Origin of the sequence: Streptomyces sp. NPDC014006 (assembly GCF_043088925.1) — a bacterium.
In the GTDB taxonomy this organism is placed as follows: Bacteria; Actinomycetota; Actinomycetes; order Streptomycetales; family Streptomycetaceae; genus Streptomyces.
The window spans coordinates 1,044,823-1,065,709 of record NZ_JBICAJ010000001.1 but is presented as its reverse complement, the minus strand read 5'-3'; the positions used below and the strand labels follow the sequence as shown (position 1 = coordinate 1,065,709).

The window sequence follows — 20,887 nt, the reverse complement described above, 5'->3', positions numbered from 1 at the left end:
GCCCATCAGTCCAGCCACACATAGCCCGCGAGCCGCCCGGTGGTGCGGTCACGGCGGTACGAGAAGTGGTCGCGCGACTCGCGCGTGCACACCGGCGAGTGCTCCCGGTCGCGCACCCCGAGCCGCTCGAGCTGGGCATGCACGCCGGCGCTCACATCGAGCGCCGGTGTGCCCCAGCTCGTCTCGGCGTACGCCGCCGGTTCGACGGCGGTCACTTCGGCGCGCATCTCCTCGGGCACCTCGTAGCACCGGCCGCACACCGCTGGTCCGGTGCGGGCGACGATCCGGGACGGCTCGGCGCCCAGGTCCATCATCGCGCGTAGCGCCGCGGGCACGACCCCGGCGACCATGCCGGGCCGGCCGGCGTGGGCCGCGGCGACGACCCCGGCGACCGGGTCGGCGAGCAGGACCGGAGTGCAGTCGGCGGTGAGCACGGCGAGGGCGAGGCCGCGCCGGGTGGTGACGATCGCGTCCACCTCCGGCACGGGTCGCTCGCCCCACGGCCCGTCGACCACGGCGACGTCGTCGCCGTGCACCTGGTTCATCCACACCACCCGCGCCGCGTCCAGTCCGAGCGACTTCGCGGCCAGCTCACGGTTGGTGGTGACGGCGTCGGGGTCGTCGCCGACCGCGCCGCCGAGGTTGAGCTCCTCGTACGGAACGGCGCTCACCCCGCCCCACCGGTCGGTGAAGGCGAAGTGCGCGCCGTTCACGGTGTCGCGCTGTCCTATCACTTCAGGAAGTCCGGGACGTCCAGTTCCTCGGCCGCGCTGTCCGAGTAGCTCCGCGGCGCCGGGGTGATGGGCGGGGCGACCGGGATGTCGGGCGCGGGCTCGGGGGCGGGAGCGGGAGCGGGCTCCGGCTCCTCCTTGGGCTTGACGCTCCCGAGCGAGCCGAAGGACGGGCGGCTCTCGGGCTGCCGTACCGGAGCGGGCTCCTCGCGCTTGGCCGAGGAGGAGCCGAGGACGTTGTCCCGCTTGGCCGGGGGCTGGCCGCCGTCGAAGCCGGCCGCGATCACGGTGACCCGGACCTCGTCACCGAGGGCGTCGTCGATGACGGCACCGAAGATGATGTTGGCCTCGGGGTGGGCGGCCTCGCTGACCAGCTGGGCGGCCTCGTTGATCTCGAACAGGCCGAGGTCGGAGCCGCCGGAGATGGACAGCAGCACGCCGCGGGCGCCGTCGATGGACGCCTCCAGCAGCGGGGAGGAGATCGCCATCTCGGCCGCGGCCACCGCGCGGTCGTCGCCGCGGGCCGAGCCGATGCCCATCAGCGCCGAACCGGCCTCGGACATGACCGACTTGACGTCGGCGAAGTCGAGGTTGATCAGGCCGGGGGTGGTGATGAGGTCGGTGATGCCCTGGACACCGGAGAGCAGGACCTGGTCGGCCGACTTGAAGGCGTCCAGGACCGAGACCTGGCGGTCCGAGATGGACAGCAGCCGGTCGTTGGGGATGACGATGAGGGTGTCGACCTCTTCGCGGAGTTCGGCGATGCCGTCCTCGGCCTGGTTCGCGCGGCGCCGTCCCTCGAAGGTGAACGGGCGTGTGACCACGCCGATGGTGAGGGCGCCGAGCGAGCGTGCGATGTTGGCCACGACGGGTGCGCCGCCGGTGCCGGTGCCGCCGCCTTCACCGGCCGTCACGAAGACCATGTCGGCCCCCTTGAGGACCTCCTCGATCTCCTCACGGTGATCCTCGGCGGCCTTGCGGCCGACGGCCGGATTGGCTCCGGCGCCGAGTCCCCGGGTGAGTTCACGGCCGACGTCGAGCTTGACGTCGGCGTCGCTCATCAACAGAGCTTGCGCGTCGGTGTTGATGGCGATGAACTCGACGCCCTTGAGACCGACCTCGATCATCCGGTTGATGGCATTGACACCACCGCCGCCGACACCGATGACTTTGATGACTGCGAGGTAGTTCTGCGGTGCTGCCACGTCGAAGGCCTCTCGCCTCGAGTTACGTGTCGCCGTCTCGCGTTGTGGCGCGCTCCGGCGACTGATGCCGAATGGGACGGTCCGAATCGCCGACCCGAACCCTAACCCTGAAGTTTAGGGTTACCAGTGTGTCTGTTCCTTGGAGTCCTCTGAACAGGACACTAAGTCGACAAGTGGCGCACGTTCAACGAACACGCCGAACCTCCCGTTTTTCTTTTCACCCTATGTGATCAGCCGTAGCGCTGCCCAACCAGGGTGCTGGCCTGCGCGGATGTGCGTCAACTCCCCGCTGACGCCGGGGCGGTGGGGACACTCACGTCGAAGTGCCGTGCACGCGGTGCGGCTTTCATCAGCGCGATGAGGGTACGGGCCTTCAGGGACCCCTTCTCGGCACTCCCCCAGGCCACCGTGCGGTTGCCGCCCAGCTCCAGCGAGATGTCGTCATAGGAACGGACCTTGACCACACGGGTCTCGTGCGCCACGGCGGCCGGGAGGGAGCCCGCCACGGACACCGCCGCGCGCACCAGCCGGCCCTCGCCGAAACGGCGCAGGCTCGCGGTGGCGGAACCCGGTTGAGCGGTCATCAATTGCAGCAGCGGAACGCCATTAATCGGCTCGGAAATCACGGCAAAACGGACGCCTTCTGCGTCCACTTCCATGAAGTTCCTACCGTTTTGCACGAGAAGAACCGGAGTCCGCTCGGTCACTTTCAGCGTGATTCCGTGCGGCCAGGAACGCGCCACGTCCACCGTGTCGATCCGCAGCAGTTTCCGGCGCAGCCGCGCCTCGATCGCGTCGGTGTCGACCGACGCCAGGGGTTCCCCGAGCGGCACCCGCGCCACGTCACGCACCTGCTGCGGCGTCAGTTCCCGGGTTCCGGAGACGGTGACCCGGTCCACGCGCAGCCACTGGGAACCGTAGAGCGCCCACAGGGCTCCCGCCGCGACCAGGACGAACCCCAGCGCAAGAACGATGATCATACGAAGCCGGCGCCGCCCCAGCCTGCGGACCAGGGGCGGGCCGGACGACTCCTGCTGGCGTTCCCCGCGCTCGGCGGTCGTCGATCCGGCCACGCTCCTGCCCTTTCGTCATACGTCCCTAACGGTGTGCACGATGGGCGGCGATCGCCTCGTACACCATGCCGACGAGGAGGTCGTCGGCGTCCCGGCGGCCGAACTCGGCGGCGGCGCGGGACATCTGGTACAGCCGGTGCGGATCGGCGAGCACGGGCAGGACGTTGTGCTGCACCCACTCCGGGGTGAGGTCCGCGTCGTCGACCAGCAGACCACCGCCGGCCTTGACCACCGGCTGGGCGTTCAGCCGCTGCTCGCCGTTGCCGATGGGCAGCGGGACGTAGGCGGCCGGGAGTCCGACGGCGGAGAGTTCGGCGACGGTCATCGCGCCCGCGCGGCAGAGCATCATGTCGGCCGCGGCGTACGCGAGGTCCATCCTGTCCAGGTAACTTACCGGGACGTAGGGAGGCATTCCCGGCATCTGGTGGACCTGCGGCAGTTCGTTCTTCGGACCGACCGCGTGCAGGATCTGGATGCCGGCCTGCTGCAGCCAGGGCGCGACCTGCTGGACGACCTCGTTGAGGCGGCGGGCGCCCTGCGAACCACCGGAGACCAGCAGCGTCGGCAGGCTGGGGTCGAGACCGAACATCGCGCGCGCCTCGGGGCGGACCGCGGCCCGGTCCAGGGTGGCGATGGAGTGGCGCAGCGGGATGCCGATGTAGCGCGCGTTCCTCAGCTTGCTGTCCGGGGTGGCGACGGCGACCTGGGCGGCGTACCGCGAGCCGATCTTGTTGGCCAGGCCCGGGCGGGCGTTCGCCTCGTGGATCACGATCGGCACACCGAGGCGCTTGGCGGCGAGGTAGCCGGGCAGGGCGACGTATCCGCCGAAGCCGACCACGGCGTCGGCCTTGGTGCGCTCCAGGATCTGCTCGGCCGCCTTGATCGTGCCGCGCAGCCGGCCCGGGACGGTGATCAGCTCGGGGGTGGGCTTGCGTGGCAGCGGCACCGCCGGAATCAGCGCCAGCTCATAGCCCCGCTGCGGCACGAGCGTGGTCTCCAGGCCGCGCTCCGTGCCCAGGGCCGTGATCCCCACGGTCGGGTCCTGCCTGCGCAGGGCGTCCGCGAGGGCGAGCGCGGGCTCGATGTGGCCCGCGGTACCCCCGCCGGCGAGTACGACATGCACCGAAATTCACCGCTCTCCGGACGAGCGCGCCGAGGCACGCCGTCGCATCGTGTTCCAACTCCGGGCACTCCGGGCGGACCCGGAGCCCCCGGCCCCCCGCTTTCTACCAAAACGGGGTTGCCGCATCGCAAGCGCCGCCCGCGCAGCGGGATCGTCACGCGCGAAGGCGATCAGCAACCCGATGGCGAACATGGTCGGCAGCAGGGCGGAGCCCCCGTAGGAGAACAGCGGGAGCGGGACGCCGGCGATCGGCAGCAGGCCGAGCACCGCACCGATGTTGATCACCGCCTGGGCGGTGATCCAGGTGGTCACGCCTCCCGCGGCATACCTCACGAAGGGGTCCTCCGTGCGTCCGGCCACGCGGATACCCGCATAGCCTAGAGCCGCGAACAGGGCGAGGACCGACAGCGTCCCCGCCAGACCCAGTTCCTCACCGGTGACGGCGAAGATGAAGTCGGTGTGCGCTTCTGGGAGTTGGCCCCATTTTTCCACACTCGCACCGAGCCCCGAACCGAACAGTCCGCCCGAGGCGAGGGCGTAGATCCCGTGTACGGCCTGCCAGCAGCTGTCCCCCGCCCCCGGATCGGTGGCGCCGATGCAGGCCAGGCGGGCCATCCGGTTGGGGCTGGTCTTGATCAAGATCACACCGAGGGTGGCCGCCACGGACAGCACGCCGACGAACATCCGCGTCGGCGCCCCCGCGAGCCACAGCAGGCCGAACAGGATCGCCGTGAGGATGATCGCCGTGCCCATGTCACCGCCGAGCATGATCAGCCCGAGCAGCAGGAACGCCATCGGCACCAGCGGGACCAGCATGTGCTTCCACTGGTTGAGCAGGTTTTTGTCCTGCTTGCGGGCCATGAGGTCGGCGCCCCACAGCACCAGCGCCAGCTTGCCGAACTCACTGGGCTGGATCTGGAAGGAGCCGCCGAGCGAGATCCAGTTCTGGTTGCCGTTGACCGCCATCCCTATCCCCGGCACCTGCACCAGGGCCATCAGGAACACCGCGCCCGCGAGGATCGGGTAGGCGAGCCCCCGGTGCAGCTTCACCGGCATCCGGGAGGCGGCGTACAGCAGCGCACCGCCGATCACCGCGGCCAGCAGCTGCTTGCGGAAGAAGTACGAGCCGGTCAGCCCCATCTGCAGCGCGGTGATCTGGGAGGCCGAGTAGACCATCACCAGGCCGAGCACGGTGATCAGCGCGCTGCCGCCGACGATCAGGTAGTAGGCGGTCAGTGGCCGGTCCCAGGCCCGCCGCGCCCGCGCGTACGCCAGGGTGACGGCATTGTCGCGCGGCTGGCGGGGGGCGGGGGGCCGGCGCACGGCCCGCTGCACGGGCGGCCGGCCGGTACGGCTACTGGGCATCAGCGCCTCCGCTGCGCATCGTGCGTCCCACGCGTCCCTCCGAGGTCGCCCGGCGCCAGGCGGCCGGGTCAGGCGCCGAGTTCGGACACGGCTTGAGCGAACGCGTCGCCACGCTTGTTGTAATTGGCGAACATGTCCATGGAGGCGCAGGCCGGGGCGAGCAGCACCGTGTCGCCGGGCTCGGCGAGCCGCTGGGCCTCCTGGACAGCCTGGAGCATCGCCCCAGTGTCGGTCCGGTCGAGGTCGACGACGGGTACTTCCGGGGCGTGTCGCGTGAGGGCCTCCCGGATGAGGGCCCGATCGGCGCCGATGAGGACGACACCGCGCAGCCGCTTCGCCGCGCCCGCGACCAGCTCGTCGAACGTCGCACCCTTCGCCAGACCGCCCGCAATCCATACGATCGACTCATATGCCGCCAACGAGGCCTGCGCGGCGTGCGTGTTGGTGGCCTTGGAGTCGTCGACGTAGGCGACGCCGTCCACGTCCGCCACGTGCGCGATGCGGTGCGCGTCCGGGCGGAAGTTCCGCAGACCGTCGCGTACGGCCCGGGGCTGAACGCCGAAGGCGCGGGCGAGGGCCGCCGCGGCAAGGGCGTTGGCGATGTTGTGCGGCGCGGGCGGGTTGACGTCGGAGACCTCGGCGAGCTCCTGGGCGTTCTTGTGCCGCATCTCCACGAAGGCGCGGTCGACCAGGATGCCGTCGACGACGCCGAGTTGCGAGGGCGCGGGCGCGCCGAGGGTGAATCCGATGGCGCGGCAGCCCTCTTCGACGTCCGCCTCGCGCACCAGGTCCTCGGTCGCCTTGTCGGCGACGTTGTAGACGCAGGCCACCCGGTTGCCCTCGTAGATGCGGCCCTTGTCGCGCGCGTACGCCTCCATGGAGCCGTGCCAGTCCAGGTGGTCCGGGGCGAGGTTCAGCACGGCCGCGGAGTGGGCGCGCAGCGAGGGCGCCCAGTGCAGCTGGTAGCTGGACAGCTCCACGGCGAGGACGTCGTAGGTCTCCTCGCCGAGGACGGCGTCCAGCAGCGAGACGCCGATGTTGCCGACGGCGGCGGTGCGCAGCCCGGCGGCCTTCAGGATGGAGGCCAGCATCTGCACGGTGGTGGTCTTGCCGTTGGTGCCGGTCACGCACAGCCAGGGCGCTGCGTCGGGCCCGCGCAGCCGCCAGGCCAGCTCGACGTCGCCCCAGACCTCGATGCCGGCCTTCTGCGCCGCCTGGAAGAGCGGCTTGGTGGGCTTCCAGCCCGGCGCGGTGACGATCAGCTCGGTGCCCTCGGGCAGGGTGTCGCCGTCGCCGAGGCGCACGGTGACACCGAGCGCCTCGAGTTCGGCGGCCTGCTCACGCGCGCGTGCGTCGTCGCCGTCGTTGACGACCGTGACGAGGGCCCCGCGCGCGTGCAGCACCTTGGCCGCCGGGATACCGGAGACGCCCAGTCCGGCGACGGTGATGCGCTTGCCGTGGAAGTCCGGGGACACCGAGGAGGTCACTTGTCCGCTGCCCATCCCGCGTAGAAGAGGCCCAGTCCGACGATCACACAGATGCCCTGGATGATCCAGAAGCGGACCACCACAAGTACCTCGGACCAGCCCTTGAGTTCGAAGTGGTGCTGCAGTGGCGCCATCCGGAAGACGCGCTTACCGGTGAGCCGGAAGGAGCCGACCTGGATGACGACCGACATGGTGATGAGGACGAACAGGCCGCCCATGATGGCCACCAGCAGCTCCGTGCGGGAGAGGATGGCCAGACCGGTGAGCACACCGCCGAGGGCGAGCGAACCAGTGTCACCCATGAAGATCTTGGCGGGCGACGTGTTCCACCACAGGAAGCCCAGGCAGGCACCCATCAGCGCGGAGGCCACCACCGCGAGGTCCAGCGGGTCGCGCACCTCGTAGCAGGCGCCCGGGTTGGTGAGGGTGAGCGCGTTGGCGCAGGACTCCTGGAACTGCCAGACGCCGATGAAGGTGTAGGCGCCGAAGACCAGCACGGAGGCGCCGGTGGCCAGACCGTCCAGACCGTCGGTGAGGTTCACGCCGTTGGACATCGCCAGGATCATGAACAGCGCCCACACGACGAAGAGCACCGGACCGATCGTCCAGCCGAAGTCGGTGATGAAGGACAGCTTGGTGGACGCCGGGGTGTTGCCGCGGGCGTCGGCGAACTGCAGCGAGAGCACGGCGAAGGCGATGCCGACGATCAGCTGGCCGGCCATCTTGGCCTTGGCCCGCAGGCCGAGCGAGCGCCGCTTGACGATCTTGATGTAGTCGTCGAGGAAGCCGACCAGGCCCATGCCCACCATCAGGCCGAGGACCAGAACACCCGAGTACGTCGGCGCGTAGCCGGTGATGACCTTGGCCAGGAAGTAGGCGGCGACCGTCGCCAGTATGAACGCGATGCCGCCCATGGTCGGCGTGCCGCGCTTGCTGGCGTGCTCGCGCGGACCGTCGTCGCGGATGTACTGGCCGTATCCCTTGCGGGCGAGAAGTTTGATCAGCAGCGGGGTGCCGACCAGGGTGAGGAAGAGGCCAATGACTCCTGCGAACAGGATCTGCTTCATCATCGGGCGGCACCCTCACCCTCGGCACCGGTCTCGAGCAGCGCCTGTGCGACTGCTTCCAGACCGACCGAACGCGACGCCTTCACGAGTACGACGTCCCCCGGGCGCAACTCGCTGCGCAACAGGTCGACCGCCGCCTGTGCGTCGGACACGTGCACCGACTCCTCACCCCACGAACCCTCGTTATATGCGCCCAGTTGCAGCCAGGCGGCTTCCCTGCCCCCGACCGCGACGAGCTTGCTGACGTTGAGCCGGACGGCGAGCCGCCCGACCGCGTCGTGCTCGGCGAGCGCCTCGTCCCCGAGCTCGGCCATCTTGCCGAGCACCGCCCAGGTCCGCCGCCCCTTTCCCATGGCCACCAGCGCACGCAGGGCGGCCTTCATGGACTCGGGGTTGGCGTTGTAGGCGTCGTTGACGATGGTCACGCCGTCCGGGCGCTCGGTGACCTCCATACGCCACCGGGAGAGGGAGCCTGCCTCGGAGAGCGCGGTGGCGATCTCTTCCGCGGACATGCCCAGCTCATGGGCGACGGCGGCCGCGGCGAGCGCGTTCGACACGTGGTGCTCACCGTACAGGCGCATTGTCACATCGCTTGCACCGGAGGGTGTGTGAAGCCTGAAGGAAGGCTGTCCGCTGTCCGTGAGTCGCACGTTCTCGGCGCGTACGTCCGCTTCGTCGGACTCACCGAAGAAGAGCACCTTCGCCTTGGTTCGGGAGGCCATGGCGCGGACGTAGGGGTCGTCGGCGTTGAGGACCGCGACGCCGCCCTCCGCCTCGGGCGGCAGGGACTCCACCAGTTCGCCCTTGGCCTGGGCGATCTGCTCGCGGCCGCCGAACTCGCCGATGTGCGCGGAGCCGACGTTGAGCACGAGGCCGATCCGCGGCGGGGTCAGTTCGGTGAGGTAGCGGATGTGCCCGATGCCGCGGGCGCCCATCTCCAGCACGAGGAACCGCGTTTCCCCGGTGGCGGACAGGGCGGTCAGCGGCAGCCCGATCTCGTTGTTGAGCGAGCCGGGGGTGAACACCGTCGGCGCCTTGCGCTGGAGCACCTGCGCGATGAGGTCCTTGGTGCTGGTCTTGCCCGCCGAGCCGGTCAGCGCGACGAGGGTTGCGCCGAGGCGTTGTACGACATGGCGGGCGAGGGCGCCGAGGGCGCGCTGGACGTCGTCCACGACGATCGCGGGCACGCCGACGGGGCGCGAGCCGAGCACCGCGGCCGCGCCCGCCCGGGCGACCTGTTCGGCGAAGTCGTGGCCGTCCACGCGCTCGCCGACGAAGGCGACGAAGAGGCTGCCGGGCTCCACCTCGCGGGAGTCCCGGACCACCGGCCCGGTCACCTGCACCGACGGATCCGGTATGTCGTACGTCTGCCCGCCGACGACGCTTGCGATCTCGGCGAGGGAGAGGGCGATCACTGGTTCATCCCTGGGTCTTCTGGATTGCTTCGCGAAGCACCTGGCGGTCGTCGAAGGGACGGACCACCCCGGCGATGTCCTGCCCCTGCTCGTGCCCCTTGCCCGCGACCAGCACGGTGTCGCCGGGCTGCGCGCGGTCGACGGCCGCGGCGATGGCGGCGGCGCGGTCCTCGAAGAGGACCACTTCGCCGCGCTCGTGCGCGGGCACCGAGGCCGCGCCCTGGAGCATGGTCGCGAGGATCGCGAGCGGGTCCTCGGAGCGGGGGTTGTCGGAGGTCAGTACGGCGGTGTCGGCGAGCCGCGCCATGGCGGCGCCCATCGGCGCGCGCTTGGTCTTGTCCCGGTCGCCGCCGCAGCCGAGCACGACGTGCAGCCGGCCTTTGGTGACCTTGCGCAGCGCCTTGAGCACGGACTCGACGGCGTCGGTCTTGTGGGCGTAGTCGACGACCGCGAGGTAGGGCTGCCCGGCGTCGACGCGCTCCAGGCGGCCCGGCACACCGGGTACGGCGGCGATGCCGTCGGCGGCGGCCTGCGGATCGAGGCCGGCCGTGGCGAGGGCGACGACGGCGGCGAGGGTGTTCGCCACGTTGAAGGGGCCCGGCAGCGGCGACTTGGCCCGGAGGCGCCGCCCGTCGGGCCCGACGACGGTGAACGTCGAGTCCATGGTGCCGACCTCGACGTCCTCGGCGCGCCAGTCGGCGTCGGGGTGGCCCTCGGCGGAGTAGGTGACGACCGGGACGGTCGCCTCCTTGGCGAGCCGGCGGCCGTAGTCGTCGTCGAGGTTGACCACGCCGCGCTTGCTGCGTTTCGGGGTGAACAGCTGCGCCTTGGCCCGGAAGTAGTCCTCCATGTCGGAGTGGAACTCCATGTGTTCCGGGCTGAGGTTGGTGAAGACGGCGACGTCGAAGACACAGCCGTCGACCCGGCCGAGCACCAGCGCGTGACTGGAGACCTCCATGGCGACCGCCTCGACGCCACGCTCGCGCATGACCGCGAACAGCGCCTGCAGGTCGGTGGCTTCGGGGGTGGTGCGCTCGGACTTGATGCGCTCGTCGCCGATCCGCATCTCGACGGTGCCGATGAGGCCGGTGGCGCGGGCGGTCTTCAGGCCGCCCTCGACGAGGTAGGCGGTGGTGGTCTTGCCGGAGGTGCCGGTGATGCCGATCTGCAGCAGGTCCCGGCCCGGGTGACCGTAGAGCGTGGCCGCCAGTTCGCCCATCCGTCCGCGCGGGTCGTCGACCACGAGGACCGGCAGGCCGGTGGCCGCGGCGCGCTCGGCGCCGGTCGGGTCGGTCAGCACCGCGGCCGCGCCCAGGCTCGCCGCCTGGCTGACGAAGTCGGCGCCGTGCGCGCGGGCGCCCGGCAGTGCGGCGTACAGGTCGCCGGGGCGGACCGCGCGCGAGTCGTGGGTGATGCCCGTGACCGCCGCGGCGCTCTCCGGCTGCTGGATCCCCAGCTGGTCGGCGAGGTCCGCGAGGGGTGTGGCGGAGACCTCGGCCGGCCGGGGCGGTCCCGGATAGGTCACGGAAGCGCCCTTCTGGGTGGTTTGGGACTGATCAGCGTGTGGCACGGCGGTGAGCGTACCGGGCGCACCCGCCCCTGAGCGAAGTGAGGGGCCGGAGGCGTTCTGGTTCCCGGGCTGGGGGGTGATCATGGTCACGGCTCGTTCCTGGCTGGTCGCGCTGATCGGCAGGGGTCGGGTCCGGGGTCTGGCGGGGGTCTGGGCTGTGGGTGACCGGGCCGGGGGCCGGCCCGGTCACGGCTGGTAGGAGACGGGCAGGTTCGCGGGGTGCGCGCCGGTCGGCGGGACCTGGAGGGTCTTGAGCGCGAATTCCATCACCTGCTTGTAGATGGGGCCGCAGATCTGGCCGCCGAAGTAGCTGCCCGCGGTGGCGTTCTGGATCGCGCAGTAGACGGTGATGCGCGGCTTGTCGGCAGGCGCGAACCCGGCGAAGGACGAGGTGTAGCCCTTGTAGCGGCCGGTGGCCGGATCCACGCGGTTGGCGGTGCCGGTCTTGCCCGCCACTCGGTACCCGGGAATGCGCGCCTTGATGCCGGTGCCCTGCTCGTCGTCCACGACCGACTCAAGCATCTGGGCGAGCGTCTTGGCGGTCTTCGCGCTCACGACCCTTGTTTCCCGGGGCTTCGGGGCCGGGGCGAAGCGCCCGTCGGGCCCCTTGGTGCCGCGGACCAGGGTGGGTTCGACGCGAACCCCGCCGTTGGCGATGGTCGAGTAGACGGACGCCGCCTGGATGGCGTTGATGGAGAAGCCCTGGCCGAAAGGGATCGTGTACTGCTGCGAGGTCGACCACTGGCCGGGCGGCGCGAGGATGCCCTTGGTCTCGCCGGGGAAGTCGAGGCCGCTGTAGCTGCCGATGCCGAACCGGCGCAGGTAGGAGTAGAGCACCCGGTTCGCCTGCGGCTGGGTCTTGCCGAGTTGGCCGGTGGCGAGGATGGTGCCGATGTTGGAGGACTTGGCGAGCACGCCGTTGAGCGTGAGGTACCAGGTGGCGTGGTCGATGTCGTCCTGGAAGAGCCGGTCGCCGCGGTGCAGCCGGTTCGGCACGACGACGTGCGTGAGCGGCGTGGCGACGTTCTCCTCCAGTACGGCGGCCATCGACATCACCTTGGCGGTGGAGCCCGGCTCGTAGGCGTCCTGCACGGCCGCGTTGCCGAGCGCGGCGCGGTCGGCGTGCCGCAGGTCGCCCGGGTCGAAGCCGGGCGAATTGGCCATGGCGAGGATCTGACCGGTGCGGGTGTCCTGGACGATGACGTAGCCGCGGTCGGCCTTGGACTTCTTCACCTGCTCGGTGATGGCGTTCTGCGCGGCCCACTGGATGTCGCGGTCGATGGTCAGCTCGACCTGGGAGCCGGGCACGGCCGGCGTCTCCGTGGAACCCGCGGTCGGCACCTGACGGCCGCCTGACTGGGCGTAACGGATCTTGCCTTCCTTGCCCGAGAGCGTCTTGTTCAGCTGCTGCTCGATGCCTCCGCCGCCCCGGCCGTCGGCGTTGACCCAGCCCAGTATCCCGGCGGCGAGATCGCCGTTGGGGTAGATCCGCTTGCTGCTGGGGTCGGCGAAGACGCCGGCCAGGACGTTGACGGTGGACTTGTCCGTCTCGGCCTTCTTGGCGAGGGCGAGCCTGAGGTCCTTGATCTGCGTCCACACCTGCGGGGTGCGGCTCAGGGCGAGCCGTACGTAGCGCAGGTCCTTGTCCTTCGGCCGCAGCTTCTCGACCAGGGCCGCCTGGTCCTGGCCGAGGATCGGGGCGAGCAGCGCGGCCGCCTGCTCGGGACCGTCGTCGATCTTGAGCTGCTTGCGGGTGAACATCGTGGGGTCGGCCGTGATGTCGTACGCGTCGACGCTCGCGGCCAGGGCCACGCCGTTGCGGTCGGTGATGCCGCCGCGCTCGGCCGCGAGGGTGTGCACGACGTACCGGTTCTGCTCGGCCTTGGCCGCGTAGGTGCTGGCGTCGACCGCCTGCACCTGCAGCAGGCGGAAGACGAAGGCCGCCATGACCAGGGTCAGGCCGAGGCCGACCAGGCGCAGCCGGGGGCGCGCGCTGGCGAGGCGGAGCGTGCGCGGTGGCACGGACTGGCGGGGCGCCGGACGTCCGCGCGGGCCGGGCTGCCGTCGGCCCGCCCCGGATCGGGCGGGCCGGGTGGGCCGGGCGGGGCCGGGCACGCGGCGGCGCGGCGGTTTCCTGCCGAAGTCATCGACCACTTCCGTCACCTGCCGGGGGGCGTCGTCTGGGATGTGTGGGGCGTGGTGGCGGCCGCCGCGGGGGCGGTGGCCGCGGGCGCGGTCGCTGTGGCTGTGGCTGTGGCTGTCGGCGAGGGGGAGCCCGAGGGGGACGCCGGGGGTGTCGTCGGTGCCTGGCCGGTGGGGGCGGCCTCCGGGGCGATGACGAGCGGGGCGTCCTCGAGGTCCGCGGCGGCGGGCGAGGGGAAGCCCTTGACGGTGCCGTCAAGGCCGAGGAAGGCGGGGTCGCCGCCCGGCACCATGCCCAGCTCGCGGGCGCGGCGCTGCAGGGCCTCGGGGGCGGAGTAGGCGTCCACGTCGCGTTGCAGGGCCTGCTCCTCGTCGGTGAGCGACTTGGTGTCCTTCTGCAGATCGTCCTGCTGGAAGGAGCCTTCGCTGAGCGCGGAGTTCAGCACGAGGAGCCCGATGAGCCCGCCGCCCAGCAGCAGGACGACGAGCAGGACGAACGGCGTACGGGCCGCCTGCCCCCGCCCCGCCGCCGGAAACAACCGAGCAAGCCGCGCGGCCCGCCCCTTCAGCTGGGGTTTCCTACTCATCGCCCCTCCCCCGGGTTCGCTGTGCCACGTGGTCGCTGCCGCGCCGTACCGAGGACGCGGGCGGGTGCCGGTCCGACGGGGCTGACGGCATGCACGGCTGCCGCACCGCTCGCGGATGGCGCAGCCGAGGCCGACCGTACGGCAGGTGCGGCCGTCGCACCGCTCGCGGATGGTGCGGTCGGCGCGGACCGGGCGCCGGCAGTCGGCCTCCCGGTGGGCCCGGCCGCGCAAGGCCGCCGGGTGATGCGGGCGCGCGCGTGGGCGACGTGCCGCAGGTGGCCCAGGACAGCCCGGCCAGGTCGCGGGGGCCGGGTGCCCAGGCCGTGGCCGGGCGTGACCGGCGGAGCCTGACACCCCCGCCGGGTGTCGCGGCCGTCGTCGGCCCCGGCCGCCGGGGGGTGATCCCCGCGCGGGCCCGCCCCGTCGCCTGGCTCACTCCACGTCCTCCCTGATGCGCTCGGCGCCGCGCAGCCGCGCGGGGGCCGCCCGGCGGTTCTCGGCGACCTCTTCCTCGGTGGGAAGTTCGGCACCACGGGTGAGCAGCTTGAGCCGCGGCTGGTAACGCTCCGGCACGACGGGCAGCCCGGGCGGCGCGGTGGTGGCGGCGCCGGCCGCGAAGACCTGCTTGACCAGCCGGTCCTCAAGGGAGTGGTAGGACAGGACGGCGATGCGTCCGCCCACGGCGAGCGTCTTGACCGCGGACGGGATCGCCCGCTCCAGTACGGACAGCTCCCCGTTGACCTCGATGCGCAGCGCCTGGAAGGTGCGCTTGGCCGGGTTGCCGCCGGTGCGCTTGGCGGCCTGCGGCAGCGCGTCCCGGATCAGCTCCACCAGCCGCGCGCTGTTGCTGAACGGCTCCTTCGCCCGCTCGCGCACGATCGCGGACACGATCCGCTTGGCCTGCTTCTCCTCGCCGTACGCGCGCAGGATGCGGACGAGCTCGCCGGGCGGATAGGTGTTGAGCACCTCGGCGGCGCTGACCCCGGTGGTCTGGTCCATGCGCATGTCGAGCGGCGCGTCCTGCGCGTAGGCGAACCCGCGATCCGCCTCGTCCAGCTGCATGGAGGAGACGCCCAGGTCGAACAGCACGCCCTGCACGCGCGCGATGCCGAGCCGGTCGAGGACCTCGGGCAGCTCGTCGTAGACGGCGTGCACGAGCGTGGCGCGTTCCTCATACGGCGCGAGCCGCTCGCCGGAGAGCCGCAGCGCCTCCTTGTCGCGGTCGAGGCCGATCAGCCGGGCCTCGGGGAAGCGGGTCAGCAGCGCCTCGCTGTGGCCGCCCAGGCCCAGGGTGCAGTCGACGACGACCGCCCCCGGCTCCTGCAGGGCGGGCGCCAGCAGGTCCAGACACCGCTGGAGCATCACCGGGACGTGTCGACTCTGACTCAAGGGGCCCTCTCAGGTCCGGCGCGAACGCTCCGCACCGCCGGGTCCCCGCCCGCTCCCGGAAGGGGAGGCCGACCGGCGCCTCACGGCGGCGGCCGGCCGGGAGCGGGAGGAGGCCGAGCCGTACGTACGCGCCGCGCACGTGGGAGATCTCCGGACAGCACGCCGGGGGTCTTGCAGCGTTCTTACGGGGGACGGGACGTCCCGTGGGGAGGGCCTCGCCTCCCGCTTCGCGTCACTTTAGTCCACCCTGTCTCGCGGTCAATCAACCGGCCTGCGCGTCGTGCACCGGCACGCGCGCGGAGCGCCGGATCCGGGAAATTCACCCGTTCGGCACCGCCTGCGTCACCCATGTGGGTAACGGCAGTGGAGTGACGTGCTGACCGGTCCCGGACTTGCCCGAACGCGCGGGCCGGGACGGTCGCGGATGCCCGTTCCGGAGCCCGGTCCTCGCGTTCCTCTCACGCATCGTTCGCGAAATCCGGCGTTTCCAGGGCCGAAAGGCCGCAAGGGCCGACATATCGCAGCCAGTTGTCCACAGGCGAGTGACACGAACCGGTAACGGCAACAAGAATGCGGTTGTGACGTCGCGTGGAACCTTTTCCGCGGGGTGTCCGTGATTCGGGGTGGGCCGGTTTCGCATCACAGAGCGGCGGCCCGAAAGCAAGAAACGGGCCGAGGAGGGCCGGGTGACGACCTATGACGAGCGAGCGAGCCTTACAGATCTGACCGCTACCGCGGAGCGTGTGCGCAGCTCCGTGGAGGGAGTGATCGAGGGCAAGCCCGAGGTCGTTCGGCTGGCACTGACCGTGCTGCTCGCCGAGGGACACCTCTTGATCGAGGACGTCCCCGGTGTCGGCAAGACGATGCTCGCCAAGACGCTGGCGCGTTCGATCGACTGCTCGGTGCGGCGGATCCAGTTCACCCCGGACCTGCTGCCCTCGGACATCACCGGTGTGTCCATCTGGGACCAGCAGCGCCGGGACTTCGAGTTCAAGCCGGGCGCGATCTTCGCGCAGATCGTGATCGGCGACGAGATCAACCGGGCCTCGCCCAAGACGCAGTCGGCGCTGCTGGAGTCGATGGAGGAGCGCCAGGTCACCATCGACGGGCAGACCTACGAGCTGCCGAGCCCCTTCATGGTGGTGGCCACGCAGAACCCGGTCGAGATGGAGGGCACCTACCCGCTGCCCGAGGCGCAGCGCGACCGCTTCATGGCCCGTGTCTCCATCGGCTACCCCAGCCCGGAGGCCGAGCTGCAGATGCTGGACGTGCACGGCGGCGTCAGCCCCCTGGACGACCTCCAGCCGGTGGCGCACGCACACGACGTGGTGAAGCTGATCGACGCCGTCCGCGGTGTCCACGTCGCCGACACGGTCCGGCGCTACGCGGTCGACCTGGTCGCCGCCACCCGCACCCACCCGGACCTCAGACTGGGCGCCTCCCCCCGCGCGACGCTCCACCTGCTGCGCGCGGCGAAGGCGTCCGCGGCCCTCAGCGGCCGGGAGTACGCGCTGCCGGACGACGTGCAGGCGCTCGCCGTGGCCGTCCTCGCGCACCGTCTGCTGCCCACCGCCCAGGCCCAGCTCAACCGCCGTACGGCCGAGCAGGTCGTGCTGGAGATCCTGCAGCACACCCCGGTCCCGGCCGCCTCCCAGCAGCACGGCTTCGGCCTGGGCGCCACCGCCGCCCCGGCCTACCCGCAGCGGCCGCCGCGGAGGCTGTGATGACGTACGACGGGGGGACGGGACGTCCGCAGGCCGGCCGCGGGGAGCAGGGCGGCATGCGGACGGCCCTGGCCGGGCTGACCACGCGCGGCCGCTCCTTCCTGGCCGCCGGCATCGCCGCCGCGATCTGTGCCTACGTCCTCGGCCAGGAGGGTCTGCTGCGCGTCGGACTGCTGCTGGCGGCGCTGCCACTGCTGTGCGCGGCCGTGCTCTACCGCACCCGCTACCGGGTCGCCGGCAGCCGCCGCCTGAGCCCCGCGCGGGTGCCCGCGGGCAGCGAGGCCCGGGTCCATCTGCGGGTGGACAACGTCTCGCGGCTGCCCACGGGACTGCTGATGCTCCAGGACCGGGTGCCCTACGTGCTGGGTCCGCGCCCGCGCTTCGTGCTGGACCGGGTGGAGGCCGGCGGGCGCCGCGAGGTGTCCTACCGGGTCCGCTCCGACCTGCGCGGCCGCTTCCCGCTGGGCCCGCTCCAGCTGCGGCTGTCGGACCCGTTCGGCATGTGCGAGCTGACCCGGTCCTTCTCCTCGTACGACACCCTGACGGTGATCCCGCGGGTGGAGCCGCTGCCGCCGGTGAGACTGACCGGCGAGGCGAAGGGGTACGGCGACGGACGGCTGCGTTCGCTGGCCCTGGCCGGCGAGGACGACGTCATCCCGCGCGGTTACCGCTACGGCGACGATCTGCGCCGAGTGCACTGGCGGTCCACCGCCCGCTACGGCGAGCTGATGGTGCGGCGCGAGGAGCAGCCGCAGCGCTCGCGCTGCACGGTGCTGCTGGACACCCGGGGCGTCGCCTTCCGCGGCGCGGGCCCGGACTCCGCGTTCGAGTGGGCCGTGTCGGGGTGCGCCTCGGTGCTGACGCACATGCTGGAGCGGGGCTTCTCGGTGCGGCTGCTGACCGACACCGGCAGTTCCGTGCCCGGCGAGGGCGCCGACGGGTTCGCGGGCGCCAGCCAGCAGTCCGCGGACGCGGCCGGGCTGATGATGGACACCCTCGCGGTGATCGACCACTCCGACGGCGCGGGTCTGTCCCGGGCCTACGACGTGCTGCGCGGCGGCAACGAGGGGCTGCTGGTGGCCTTCTTCGGTGACCTGGACGAGCAGCAGGCCGCGGTGGCCGCCCGGATGCGGCAGCGCAGCGCGGGCGCGATCGCGTTCGTGCTCGACAGCGAGGTGTGGCTGCGTGAACCGATCGACGCCCCTCGTCCGACGAACAGGACACCGGAGCGGTTGCGGCTGCTGCGGGAGGCGGGCTGGACGGCGCTGAGCGTCCCGCGGGGTGCGACGCCGGCCGATCTGTGGCGCCAGGCGGACCAGGAGCGCACGGCTCTCGCGGCCGCGGGCGGGCAGGGCCGTACGGGGGAGGCACGATGATGAGCGGACGGGCACGGCTGGCGCTGTTCGCCTGGGCGGCCACGGTGATGGCGTCCTGCGCGCTGCTGCCCCTGGTCGACCCGGCCACCTGGATCCTCCAGGCGGCGATCCTGCTGGCGATCCAGTCCGGCGTGGGCGCGGCGGCCCGGCGGGTGCCGCTGGCCCGGCCGCTGACCGTGGCCGCGCAGGCGCTGGTCACCCTGCTGCTGCTCACCCTGGTCTTCGCCGGCCGGCAGGCGGTGGCCGGGTTCCTCCCCGGCCCGCAGGCCTTGCAGCACTTCTCCGACCTGCTGCGGCAGGGCTCGGACGACATAGCGCGGTATGCGATCCCGGCGCCGCTGGAGTCCGACGGCATCCGGCTGATGCTCCTCGGCGGCGTGATGGTGATCGGGCTGCTGGTGGACACGCTCGCGGTGACCTACCGCAGCGCGGCCCCGGCGGGGCTGCCGCTGCTCGCGCTGTACTCGGTCGCGGCGGGGCTGTCCGACGGCGGCATGAGCTGGCTGTGGTTCCTGGTGGCGGCCGCCGGGTATCTGATGCTGCTGCTCGCCGAGGGCCGGGAGCGGCTGTCGCAGTGGGGCCGTGTCTTCGGCGGCACCCCGCACGTCCCCGGAGCTCCGGACGGCCCGCTGGCCCCGGTGCGCACGGGCCGGCGCATCGGCGCCGTCGCGCTGGGCATCGCCCTGGTGGTGCCGCTGCTTCCACTGCCGGCGATCCAGGGCGGACTGCTGGCCGACGCCCGGGCGGGCGTGGGCTCGGGCAGTGGCGGCGGGGGCACGATCTCCGCGGTCAACCCGCTGGTCTCGCTGCGCGACAGCCTGAACCAGGACGAGGACCGCACGGCCATGGTCCTGCGCACGGACAGCGACGACATCAGCGGCCTGTATCTGCGGATCGTGTCGCTGGACGACTTCGACGGCACCACCTGGAAGCCCGCCAAGCGGCACATCACCGAGGTGCCGGAGGAGTTCCCCAGCCCGGCCGGCCTGGGCGCGGACGTCAGGCGCGCGCAGATCACCACCCGCGTCTCCGCCGCCGACTGGTACGCCCAGGACTGGCTTCCGATGCCGTACCCGCCGAGCGGGGTGACCGTGGGCGGCAAGTGGCGCTATGAGCCGGTGGGCATGACGCTGGTCGGCGACCACGGCCAGACCACACGCGGTGAGACGTACGAGGTGCGCAGCCTCGATGTGCGGCCGACGGCCCGGCAGCTGGCGTCGGCTCCGCAGGCGCCGGAGCCGATCCGCCAGGAGTACACCAGGGTGCCGGGCTCGGTGCCGTCCGTGGTGGCGCGCACGGCCCGCCGCATCACCCGGAACGCGACGAGCGACTACGACAAGGCGGTCGCGCTGCAGGACTACTTCGCGCTGACCGGCGGCTTCCAGTACGACACGCAGGTGGAGGTGGGCAGCGGGCCCGACGCGATCGCCAGGTTCCTCAAGGACAAGCAGGGCTTCTGCGTCCACTTCTCCTTCGCCATGGCGGCGATGGCCCGGACGCTGGGCATCCCCGCCCGGGTCGCGGTCGGTTTCGCGCCGGGGACGGTGCAGTCGGACGGCTCGGTCGCGGTGGGGGTGAAGGACGCGCACGCCTGGCCGGAGCTGTACTTCGAAGGCGTGGGCTGGACCCGCTTCGAGCCGACGCCGACCCGCGGTACGACGCCGTCCTACACACAGCCGGACAGCCCCGGCAACAACATCCCCGAGGCTCCGCAGGCCACGCGTTCGGCGGGCACGGCCCCGTCGGCGGCGCCCTCGGCGAGCACGAGCTGTTCGGTGCAGGCCAAGAAGCTCGACGAGTGCGCCGGTGCGCTGCCGCTGAATCCGACGCAGGGCAGCGGCGGCTCCACACCCTGGTGGGCGATCACCACTTGGACGCTGCTGGGCCTGGCGGCGTTGAGCGTGCTGCTGCTGCCCATGCTGTGGCGGGTGCGGCGGCGTGCGCTGCGGCTGGCGTCGGCGCAGCACGCGGCGGGCGCACCGGCCGCGTCCGGCCCGGGTCGCAAGGGCGGCGCCGAGGGCCTCGAGGTGACCGCGGAGCCGGCGCGGCTCGCCGCGCAGCAGGCGGCGGCCGGGCATGTCCTGGCGGTGTGGCGCGAGCTGATCGACACGGCGTGGGACTACGGCATCCCGCCGGACGACGCGCTCACCCCGCGCAAGGCGGCGGCGCGGATCGTGCGGCTGGGTGAGCTGGAGGGACCGGCGGCCGCGTCGGTGCACCGGGTGGCGGGCGCCGTGGAGCAGGTGCTGTACGCGCCGCGTCCGCGGGCGGAGGCCGGGCTGGCCGACGACGTGCGCCGGATGCGGGCCGCGCTCCGAGCGAAGGCCGACCGCCGCACCCGCCTGCGAGCCCTCGTCGCCCCCCGCTCAGCGGTCCGCGCGCTGTGGGACCTCTCGGCCCGCTGGACAGCACTCAGATCCCGCTGGTCCTTGCGCTGGACCCACCTCCTCCACCGCCCCTCGGGCCAGCGCACCGGCTGACACAGCGAGAGGCGACGCCCGGGCCGACGGGGCTCCCTGGGCCGGCCGGCGGGGGCTCCGCTGGCCGGCCCGGGGCTCCCCGGCCGACCCGCGGTTTCCCCGGCGGCCCCGGGATTCTCGCGGCTGGCCGACGGGCCCCCGGCCAGCCGACGC

At 72.1% G+C, this 20,887-nt stretch carries 15 protein-coding genes; 3 read left to right on the top strand and 12 right to left on the bottom strand.

Translation table 11 applies throughout. The features are described from left to right. Positions 1-5: 5 nt before the first annotated feature. The 12 genes from pgeF to rsmH form a co-directional block, all read right to left on the bottom strand. Positions 6-734, bottom strand: coding sequence for a peptidoglycan editing factor PgeF (pgeF, locus tag ACF1GV_RS04885; protein WP_391677884.1), 729 nt, complete (start codon positions 732-734; stop codon positions 6-8). After that, a complete protein-coding gene (gene ftsZ, locus ACF1GV_RS04880; protein ID WP_391677883.1) occupies positions 731-1,936 on the bottom strand; it encodes a cell division protein FtsZ in 1,206 nt (401 codons plus the stop codon). Before ftsZ ends, pgeF begins: the two co-directional genes overlap by 4 nt. Before the next feature lie 278 nt (positions 1,937-2,214). Then, positions 2,215-3,009 carry a cell division protein FtsQ/DivIB gene (locus ACF1GV_RS04875; RefSeq protein WP_391677880.1) on the bottom strand — a complete coding sequence of 265 codons (795 nt, stop codon included), beginning with the start codon at positions 3,007-3,009 and terminating at the stop codon, positions 2,215-2,217. A gap of 25 nt (positions 3,010-3,034) precedes the next feature. Continuing rightward, complete coding sequence (gene murG, locus ACF1GV_RS04870) at positions 3,035-4,132, bottom strand: undecaprenyldiphospho-muramoylpentapeptide beta-N-acetylglucosaminyltransferase (RefSeq protein ID WP_391677879.1); 1,098 nt, start codon at positions 4,130-4,132, stop codon at positions 3,035-3,037. Positions 4,133-4,138: 6 nt separating this feature from the next. Further along, complete coding sequence (gene ftsW / locus ACF1GV_RS04865) at positions 4,139-5,497, bottom strand: putative lipid II flippase FtsW (RefSeq protein WP_391677876.1); 1,359 nt, start codon at positions 5,495-5,497, stop codon at positions 4,139-4,141. Between the two features lie 68 nt (positions 5,498-5,565). Further along, a complete protein-coding gene (gene murD, locus ACF1GV_RS04860; protein WP_391677875.1) occupies positions 5,566-6,999 on the bottom strand; it encodes a UDP-N-acetylmuramoyl-L-alanine--D-glutamate ligase in 1,434 nt (477 codons plus the stop codon). Further along, on the bottom strand, positions 6,981-8,051 hold the full coding sequence (gene mraY, locus ACF1GV_RS04855; protein WP_391678494.1) for a phospho-N-acetylmuramoyl-pentapeptide-transferase: 1,071 nt from the start codon (positions 8,049-8,051) through the stop codon (positions 6,981-6,983). The genes murD and mraY overlap by 19 nt, the downstream gene beginning before the upstream one ends. Next, entirely contained in the window at positions 8,051-9,466 is a 1,416-nt protein-coding gene (murF, locus tag ACF1GV_RS04850; protein WP_391677874.1) for a UDP-N-acetylmuramoyl-tripeptide--D-alanyl-D-alanine ligase, read from the bottom strand. The genes mraY and murF overlap by 1 nt, the downstream gene beginning before the upstream one ends. Positions 9,467-9,470: 4 nt before the next feature. Beyond that, positions 9,471-11,126, bottom strand: coding sequence for a UDP-N-acetylmuramoyl-L-alanyl-D-glutamate--2,6-diaminopimelate ligase (locus ACF1GV_RS04845; RefSeq protein ID WP_391677873.1), 1,656 nt, complete (start codon positions 11,124-11,126; stop codon positions 9,471-9,473). 96 nt (positions 11,127-11,222) lie between these two features. Continuing rightward, the gene (locus tag ACF1GV_RS04840) at positions 11,223-13,190 is read right to left on the bottom strand and encodes a peptidoglycan D,D-transpeptidase FtsI family protein (protein ID WP_391677870.1); all 1,968 of its coding nucleotides are present in this window, start codon (positions 13,188-13,190) and stop codon (positions 11,223-11,225) included. Positions 13,191-13,195: 5 nt separating this feature from the next. Then, positions 13,196-13,765, bottom strand: coding sequence for a septum formation initiator family protein (locus ACF1GV_RS04835; protein WP_391677869.1), 570 nt, complete (start codon positions 13,763-13,765; stop codon positions 13,196-13,198). A 432-nt stretch (positions 13,766-14,197) separates the two neighbouring features. Further along, the gene (gene rsmH / locus ACF1GV_RS04830; protein ID WP_391677867.1) at positions 14,198-15,154 is read right to left on the bottom strand and encodes a 16S rRNA (cytosine(1402)-N(4))-methyltransferase RsmH; all 957 of its coding nucleotides are present in this window, start codon (positions 15,152-15,154) and stop codon (positions 14,198-14,200) included. 686 nt (positions 15,155-15,840) lie between these two features. Between rsmH and ACF1GV_RS04825 the strand changes: the two genes are divergently transcribed. From ACF1GV_RS04825 to ACF1GV_RS04815, 3 genes are read left to right on the top strand one after another with little or no spacing between them, the layout of a single operon-like run. Continuing rightward, the gene (locus ACF1GV_RS04825; RefSeq protein WP_391677865.1) at positions 15,841-16,878 is read left to right on the top strand and encodes an AAA family ATPase; all 1,038 of its coding nucleotides are present in this window, start codon (positions 15,841-15,843) and stop codon (positions 16,876-16,878) included. Then, complete coding sequence (locus ACF1GV_RS04820; RefSeq protein ID WP_391677862.1) at positions 16,878-18,254, top strand: DUF58 domain-containing protein; 1,377 nt, start codon at positions 16,878-16,880, stop codon at positions 18,252-18,254. The genes ACF1GV_RS04825 and ACF1GV_RS04820 overlap by 1 nt, the downstream gene beginning before the upstream one ends. Continuing rightward, a complete protein-coding gene (locus ACF1GV_RS04815; protein ID WP_391678491.1) occupies positions 18,254-20,734 on the top strand; it encodes a DUF3488 and DUF4129 domain-containing transglutaminase family protein in 2,481 nt (826 codons plus the stop codon). The genes ACF1GV_RS04820 and ACF1GV_RS04815 overlap by 1 nt, the downstream gene beginning before the upstream one ends. Positions 20,735-20,887: the final 153 nt, after the last annotated feature.